Source organism: Streptomyces mayteni (assembly GCF_054783955.1).
This window is the reverse complement of record NZ_BAAGPR010000203.1, coordinates 1-6627: the sequence shown is the minus strand read 5'-3', so window position 1 is coordinate 6627 and position 6627 is coordinate 1. Positions and strand designations below refer to the sequence as shown.

The window sequence follows — 6627 nt, the reverse complement described above, 5'->3', positions numbered from 1 at the left end:
CACCCTCGTCGACCGGCGCGCCGGCGCGGCGGCCGGCGCCGCCGAGGCGGCCGCCGCGCTGCCCACCGACCGGCCGCCGGGCCGCCGGCGCCGCTTCGACGCCCTGGACCGGCGGCTGCGCGACACCGGCCTCGGCCGTCGGCTCCGGCTCAAGCTGCGGGCCACCGGGCTCGACCTGACCGTCGGCGAGTACACCGCCTACGTGCTGGCCGCCGTCGTCGCGCTCTGGCTGATCGGCTCGGCCGTGCTCGCCCCGTTCTTCGGCCCGCTCTGCGGTGCCGTCGCGCTCTGGGCCGGCAACGCCTTCCTCAACTGGCAGCGGGCCCGCCGCACCGAGCGGTTCATCAGCCAACTCCCGGAACTCGCCCGGCTGATCGCCAACGGCACCGCGGCCGGCCTCGCCATGCGCACCGCGCTCTCCATGGCCGCCGAGGAGATGGAGGACCCGGCCGGCGCCGAACTCGCCACCGTCGCCAACCAGTTGGCCGTCGGCCGGTCGATGGAGGAGGCGCTGGCCGAACTCGGCGACCGGCTGCCGTCCCGCGAGCTCAACGTGCTGGTCACCACCCTGATACTGGCCAACCGGGCCGGCGGCACCATCGTCGCCTCGCTGCGCAACCTCACCGAGACCCTGGAGGAGCGCAAGGAGACCAGGCGCGAGGTGCGCACCATGCTCGCCGAGATCAACGCCACCGCCGTCACCGTGCCGGCGCTCGGCCTCGGCGCGCTGCTGATGATCAACACCATGTCGCCTGGCGCGCTCGGCCGGGTCACCGGCTCCACCGCCGGCCAGATCGCGATGGTCGTCGCGTTCGGCCTCTATATCGTCGGCTTCTTCGTCGTCCGCCGCTTCGGCCGGATCGACGTCTAGGGAGGGTTGCCACATGGTCGGACTGCTGCTCGGCCTGGCGATGGGCGCCGCCGTGTTCGGCATCGTCACCGCCGTCCGGATGCTGCGCTCCGGCGCCCGACTCCCCGCCGACCTCGCGCTGGCGCTGGAGATCGGCTCCACCCGGGTCTCGGCCGGCGGCTCCGCCGTCGACCGGCTCGGCATCCGGCTCGCGCCCCTGGTGCTGCGTCTCATGGGGCGCAAGGCCGTGGACCGCAAGCGCCGGCGGATCGACCAGGCCGGCCACCCCGGCGGCCTGACCATCGACCGCTACGCCGCCAGGCGCGCCGTCTACGGCGTCTTCGGGCTGCTCACCACCCTGCTGTTCATCGCGGCCGGCTGGCCGGTACTCGGGCTGCTCTCCGCCGCGTTCGGCCTGTTCGCCGCCGACGCCACCATCTGGCAGGGCGTGCGGGAGCGGCGCGACGTCATCGACCGCACCCTGCCCGACTTCCTCGACGTGCTGGCCGTCGTCGTCTCCGCCGGACTCGGCTTCCGGCAGGCGCTCGACCGGGTCTCCGCCCGCTACGAGGGGCCCTGGGCCGACGAGATCCGCATCACCCTGCGCCAGATGGACGTCGGCGTCTCGCGCCGGCAGGCGTTCGAGGAGCTGCGCCGCCGCAACGACTCGGAGCCGGTCAACCAGTTCGTCTCCGCGCTCCAGCAGGGCGAGGAGCTGGGCTCGCCGATCGCCGAGACCCTGATCCAGATCGCCAAGGACATGCGCCGCACCGACGCCCAGAACGCCCGCCGCCGCGCCGCCCGCGCCATCCCGATGGCCACCCTGGCCACCCTGGTGTTCATGGTCCCCGCCACGATGATCATCATCGTCACCGGCATGATCCTGGGCTCCGGCACCGACTTCGGATCCATCCTCGACAGCCCCTGACGAGACAGGGGCCGCCGGTCCGTTGAGGTCCTGTTACGAATCCGGTGGGATGTGCGGACGCGACGGCCACTAGTCTTGTCCCGAAGGGGGTGTGTCACATGGCCGAAGGTGACCTCGACGTCACGTATCAGGACATGCACAACGCGGGGGACCGGCTCGTCGACGAGAAGGACGCGCTGCTCGAGAAGTTCACGATGCTGCGCACGTACATCTCCGATCTCGTCCAGGACGGCTACGTGTCCCGCTCGGCCACGGCCTTCGACCAGAAGTACGACGAGTTCACGAACGGTGCGCGGCAGACCATCGAGGCGCTCCAGGGCCTCGGCGACTTCCTGCACGGCGCGGCCGACGGGTTCTCCGATCTCGACCAGCAGCTAGAGGAAGGTCTCCGCGGCTAGCGGGCCGGGAGGGAGGAGCGACGACCATGGCCGACAAGTGGGCCGACGCGGTCACCATCGAGCGCCAGGGGTTCCGGATATCGGTGCCCGACTCCTGGTGGGAGTTCGACCTGCGCCCCGAGACACGGGACAACAGCATCCGGCGGATGGTGGACGAGCGGGTGCGGGCCGTCCCCGAGATGGCCGAGCACCGCGAGGTGATCACCTCCTTCCTGCGCCGGCAGGCCCGCCAGGCCTGGGACTCGGGGGCGCAGTACTGCGGCTGCATGGCGCAGAGCTTCGGCGGCGGCCCGCCGATCACCGCCTCGGTGACGGTCTCCCTGGTCGGGGCGCGCACCTCGTCGGGCGAGGTGCTGCCGACCGATCCGGCCGCCATCGTCGGCCAGCTCGGCACCCGGCAGGCCAGGCGCGAGGGCGACGCCTGGCGCGAGGTGACCACCGTCGACATCCCGGAGGTCGGCACGGCGGCCCGCACCCGCGGCATCGAGGACATCCCGGTCCCCGGCGACTCGCGCACCGTGCGTGCCGTGCTGATGCAGACCTTCATCCCGGTGCAGGGCGACGAACGGGCCGTGGCGCTGGTCTCGGGCAGCAGCCAGGTGCTCGACCTGGCGGACTCGTTCTTCGACGTCTTCGACGCCATCACCTCCACCTTCCGCTTCGTCGGAACGCCGGAGCAGGGCGAGTAGCGAGACCCGCGGAACACTGCCGAGGACCGCGGCAGACCGAGGACCCAGAGGGGAGGGCAGAGGCATGGCGGACAGCGGCGAACGGATGGCCATCCCGCTGAGCGCGCTCAGCGAGTTCGGCCCGCAGTTGCGCAGCGTCAAGGAGTACATGAACCGCACGGGGGACACCTTCGACCAGTACAACGACTCGTTCGGCGACGACCGGATCGTCAGCGCGCTCGACGACTTCGTCAGCGGCTGGAAGGACGGCCGCGGCGACATCAGCGAACAGCTGGACGGCCTGGCCGAGATGGCCGACACGGTGATCCGCACCGTCGGCGAGTTCGAGACGGACCTGGAGAGTTCGCTGACCGAGAGCGGCGGCGACGGCGGCTCTGACGGCTCACAACAGGCGGTCTGACGACTGACGTTCGTGCCCGCTCCCGGAGTTTCACCGCTCCAGGGGGCGGGCACATTGCTCGGACCGCCGCACCGCGCCGGGCGACGTCTCTCGTTCATTCGGGTCTCCCTGCCCAAGTCGCGTTCGGTGTGGCACAGTCAGTGCCGACAGGTGTACGGGTTCGCCCGCTGGGAGGGGGTCGGGCATGGTGCGTGGCACCGTCAAGGGAGCGCCACCTGGGCAGAGTTGCCCACCGTCCCCCATATCCGGGAACGCTACTCCGCAGTACCGTAAGGGGTGGAGTCGCAGGGGCCCGAGCAAGCCGGCTGAGCCGACAACAGCCGGAGGAGAGGGACGCCATGACCAGGCTGCTGCAGTGGGGACGCGCCATCGCGGAACGGACACAGGGCCGTTACGCCGACCGTGGCGCGGGGTTCGTGGAGTACGCGGGGCTGCTGCTGCTGATCGCAGCGGTGGTGGCCGGCGTGGTGGGGTTGGGCATCCCTGGCCTGGTCACCGACGCGGTGGCCAACGCGATCGCCGACATCCTCTAGTACGTGTAGTACGTGTAGTACGTGATGACCGTGGAGCGGTGTTCCCGCTCTACATCTGGCTGATAACCGGCGTGCTCACGGCCGCCCTGATCTTCTTCGTCTTCGCGCAGGCCGCTCTCACCCGCAGCAGCGGGCAGTCCGCCGCCGACGCGGCCGCGTTGGCCGCCGCGCAGGAGGCCCGGGACCTGCTGTACGACGACTTCCTCGCCGGGATCGGTGAGGACGCCGACGAGGACGTCGACCTGGGGGACATCCTCGACGGCCTCGACCTGCCCAACGGGCCGCCCTGCGCGGCCGCCGAGCGGCTGGCCGACCGCAACGACGCCGCCCTCACCGGCTGCGACCCGCTCAGCGACGGATACCGGGTGGTCGTGGACACCCGCGGCACGGTGGGGGAGTCCCTGATACCCGGCACCGAGAGCCTGACGGCGACCGCCGAGGCGACGGCCGTGATCCGCGGGCTGTGCGAGCTCACGGAGGACGAGGGCCAGGACGAGGACGACGGCGGGGACGAGGGCGGGGACGAGGAACAGGACGAGGACGACCGGGTCGACCTCCGCTGCGACGAGGACCGCGACTGGTCCTTCGATCCCGGCGACGAGGGCGGAAGGCCGGAAGCCCGGGACCTGTTCCGGGTCTACCTGGAAGACTGATCTCCACCGAGAGAATGCGAAGGAATGGCGCCCGATGGACCTCCGTGATAACAAGTCACGCCTCATTCTGATCGTGGTGGCGCTCGGCGCCGCCCTGGTGATCGCCGTGGCGAGTTGCGGAGGCGGCGGCGGTGACGACGGGAACGAGGACGACGGCGCCGGCTCGTCGCAGGAAACCACGGAGAGCGGCGGCGAATCGGGCGACGACGAGGCGACGGACGACGCGGAGTCGGGCGAGGGCGAGTCCGAGGTGGTGCTGGCCGAGGTGACGGGCGAGGAGGAGATCACCCTGACCATCACCAGCGCCGAGCGCCAGTCCGGCGGCTTCCTGTCCGTCGAGGGCACCATCCACAACGGCGGCGGAGACGGTTGGCGCGCCGCGGCCTGGGCGGGGGACGAGCGCGAGCTCATCGGCAACGACTTCTCGATGGCCGGCGCCACCCTGACCGCGCGCGAGGAGGGCAAGCGCTACCTGATCCTCCGTGACACCGAGGGGCGTTGCCTGTGCACCGGGTTCGGCCTGCAGATCGAGCCCGGCGACACGATGAGCTGGTACGCGCAGTTCCCCGAGCCCGACCCGGGTACCACCGAGGTGGACTTCCAGATCGGTCAGATGCCTCCGGCCACCATCGAGATCCGTTGAGCGGAGCTGGCAGATGACGAACCGAGCACACCACTCAGGCCGCCTCGCGGTGATCACGCTGACCGGAGCCGCCGTGCTGGCCTTCGGCACACCGGCCCTGGCCGACGAGGGCGACGAGGAGATCGAGCAGCCCCCCGGTTACGAGGCGCCGGCCGCCCCGGAGATCGACCCCGAGGCGGCCGGTCTGATGCTGACGGACGGCGCCACCCTCGCCCAGCCCCGGGTGCTGGACATCAAGTTCATCACCGAGGACCTCGGCACCGGCGGCCAGAGCACCGAGACGCCGGAAGAGGAGGAGACGGGCGGTACCCCGGAGGAGGACGTGCCCGACGACACGCCGGAGGACACCGGTGGCGGACAGGAGCCCGCCGGCGGCCAGCGCGAGGAACAGACCGGCGGCACGCACAAGTTCACCCTGCAGACGGACGTCCTCTTCGACGAGAACAGTTCCGAGCTCTCCTCGGCCGCGGAGGAGGCGCTGCTCGAAGTGGCCGCCGCCATCGACGAGTACCAGCCGCCCCGCGTCAACATCTTCGGCTTCACCGACGACCAGGGCTCCTACGAGTACGGCCTGACCCTCTCGGAGGAGCGGGCGCGCAACACCCAGCAGGTGCTGCTCGGACTGATCGGCGACGCCTCCGGCATAGAGTTCAACGTCCGCGGCTACAGCGAGGACTACCCGCTCTACGACAACGCGACCGATGACGGCCGGCAGCGCAACCGGCGGGTCGAGATCTCCTGGCCCACCACGGAGTGAGGTCCCGGCCCGCCGCTACTGGTCGGCGGGCCGCCACTGGGTGGCGGTGGTGAGGTAGCTGGGCAGGTCCCGGTTGTTGGGATCGGGCTCGACGGCGTCGATCCACAGCAGTACCACGGTGCCGTCCGGGCCCTCGGCGCAGATGCCGGTGTTCTCGCGCAGGTTCACGCCCTGGGTGATGTCGTCCGGGGGCACCGGATTGGGCAGCGGGTTGCTGTGAGCGGCCTCGTAGCAGCCCTCGGCGTCGATGCCGCGATCATCCGTCGCGCCGACGAACATCGCCGGGTCGAACCAGATGCCGTCCTCCGACGCGTCGGCGTCGTCGCAGAACATGTAGCGGAACCCGAAGTCGCTCTCCGTGTGCTCGAAGCTGCCGTAGGCGATCCCCGTCCGGGCCGACAGCTCAGCCAGGTCGACCAGCGTCAGATTGGCCCGCAGGCACTCGCCGCTGTAGGACACGTCGGTGTCCTCGTGAAACAGCGGCGCCCGGATCGGCACCGCCACCTCGCTCTGGGCGACCTCGTACCGGCCGTCGATGACCGGCTCGTCGTTCGACAGGTCAGCCCCCGCGTCGTCCGACGTGTCCTCCGGGGCCGACCCGCCGCTGCTCGTCTCCGGTGCGGTGGTTCCGGTCTCGCCATCCGACGCCGTGTCGCCGCCCCCGCCCGCGCCCCCGCCCCCGTCGCCGCCGCCGTCGCCGCCGAGCAGGCGTGCGCCGAGCACCGCCCCCAGCACCGTGGCGACCACTGCGGTCGCGGTCAGCAGCAGCGCGAGCC

The 6627-nt window shown here is 71.3% G+C and carries 10 protein-coding genes; 9 read left to right on the top strand and 1 reads right to left on the bottom strand.

Annotated features, from left to right (window positions below; translation table 11 throughout):
- The 9 genes from ACYVPE_RS38810 to ACYVPE_RS38770 form a co-directional block, all read left to right on the top strand.
- Positions 1 to 871: type II secretion system F family protein (locus tag ACYVPE_RS38810; protein WP_461038554.1), on the top strand; the 871-nt coding region annotated here is incomplete at its 5' end.
- Positions 872 to 884: 13 nt separating this feature from the next.
- The gene (locus ACYVPE_RS38805; RefSeq protein WP_461038553.1) at positions 885 to 1778 is read left to right on the top strand and encodes a DUF5936 domain-containing protein; all 894 of its coding nucleotides are present in this window, start codon (positions 885 to 887) and stop codon (positions 1776 to 1778) included.
- 98 nt (positions 1779 to 1876) lie between these two features.
- Positions 1877 to 2176 carry a WXG100 family type VII secretion target gene (locus ACYVPE_RS38800; RefSeq protein WP_461038552.1) on the top strand — a complete coding sequence of 100 codons (300 nt, stop codon included), beginning with the start codon at positions 1877 to 1879 and terminating at the stop codon, positions 2174 to 2176.
- A gap of 26 nt (positions 2177 to 2202) precedes the next feature.
- On the top strand, positions 2203 to 2865 hold the full coding sequence (locus ACYVPE_RS38795; protein ID WP_461038551.1) for a hypothetical protein: 663 nt from the start codon (positions 2203 to 2205) through the stop codon (positions 2863 to 2865).
- A 64-nt stretch (positions 2866 to 2929) separates the two neighbouring features.
- Complete coding sequence (locus ACYVPE_RS38790; protein ID WP_461038550.1) at positions 2930 to 3265, top strand: hypothetical protein; 336 nt, start codon at positions 2930 to 2932, stop codon at positions 3263 to 3265.
- 338 nt (positions 3266 to 3603) lie between these two features.
- The gene (locus tag ACYVPE_RS38785) at positions 3604 to 3798 is read left to right on the top strand and encodes a hypothetical protein (RefSeq protein ID WP_461038549.1); all 195 of its coding nucleotides are present in this window, start codon (positions 3604 to 3606) and stop codon (positions 3796 to 3798) included.
- A 38-nt stretch (positions 3799 to 3836) separates the two neighbouring features.
- Entirely contained in the window at positions 3837 to 4451 is a 615-nt protein-coding gene (locus tag ACYVPE_RS38780) for a pilus assembly protein TadG-related protein (RefSeq protein WP_461038548.1), read from the top strand.
- A gap of 34 nt (positions 4452 to 4485) precedes the next feature.
- Entirely contained in the window at positions 4486 to 5094 is a 609-nt protein-coding gene (locus ACYVPE_RS38775; RefSeq protein WP_461038547.1) for a hypothetical protein, read from the top strand.
- A 13-nt stretch (positions 5095 to 5107) separates the two neighbouring features.
- Positions 5108 to 5851, top strand: coding sequence for an OmpA family protein (locus ACYVPE_RS38770; RefSeq protein ID WP_461038546.1), 744 nt, complete (start codon positions 5108 to 5110; stop codon positions 5849 to 5851).
- Positions 5852 to 5866: 15 nt separating this feature from the next.
- Here ACYVPE_RS38770 and ACYVPE_RS38765 read toward each other — a convergent pair.
- Positions 5867 to 6627 (bottom strand): hypothetical protein (locus ACYVPE_RS38765; RefSeq protein WP_461038545.1); only part of this gene is annotated, 761 nt, incomplete at its 5' end.

What these genes read in the sequence shown, in the direction of transcription:
- ACYVPE_RS38805 (WP_461038553.1), top strand. Translation starts at nt 885, where the DNA reads ATGGTCGGACTGCTGCTCGGCCTGGCGATGGGCGCCGCCGTGTTCGGC.
- ACYVPE_RS38800 (WP_461038552.1), top strand. Translation starts at nt 1,877, where the DNA reads ATGGCCGAAGGTGACCTCGACGTCACGTATCAGGACATGCACAACGCG.
- ACYVPE_RS38795 (WP_461038551.1), top strand. Translation starts at nt 2,203, where the DNA reads ATGGCCGACAAGTGGGCCGACGCGGTCACCATCGAGCGCCAGGGGTTC.
- ACYVPE_RS38790 (WP_461038550.1), top strand. Translation starts at nt 2,930, where the DNA reads ATGGCGGACAGCGGCGAACGGATGGCCATCCCGCTGAGCGCGCTCAGC.
- ACYVPE_RS38785 (WP_461038549.1), top strand. Translation starts at nt 3,604, where the DNA reads ATGACCAGGCTGCTGCAGTGGGGACGCGCCATCGCGGAACGGACACAG.
- ACYVPE_RS38775 (WP_461038547.1), top strand. Translation starts at nt 4,486, where the DNA reads ATGGACCTCCGTGATAACAAGTCACGCCTCATTCTGATCGTGGTGGCG.
- ACYVPE_RS38770 (WP_461038546.1), top strand. Translation starts at nt 5,108, where the DNA reads ATGACGAACCGAGCACACCACTCAGGCCGCCTCGCGGTGATCACGCTG.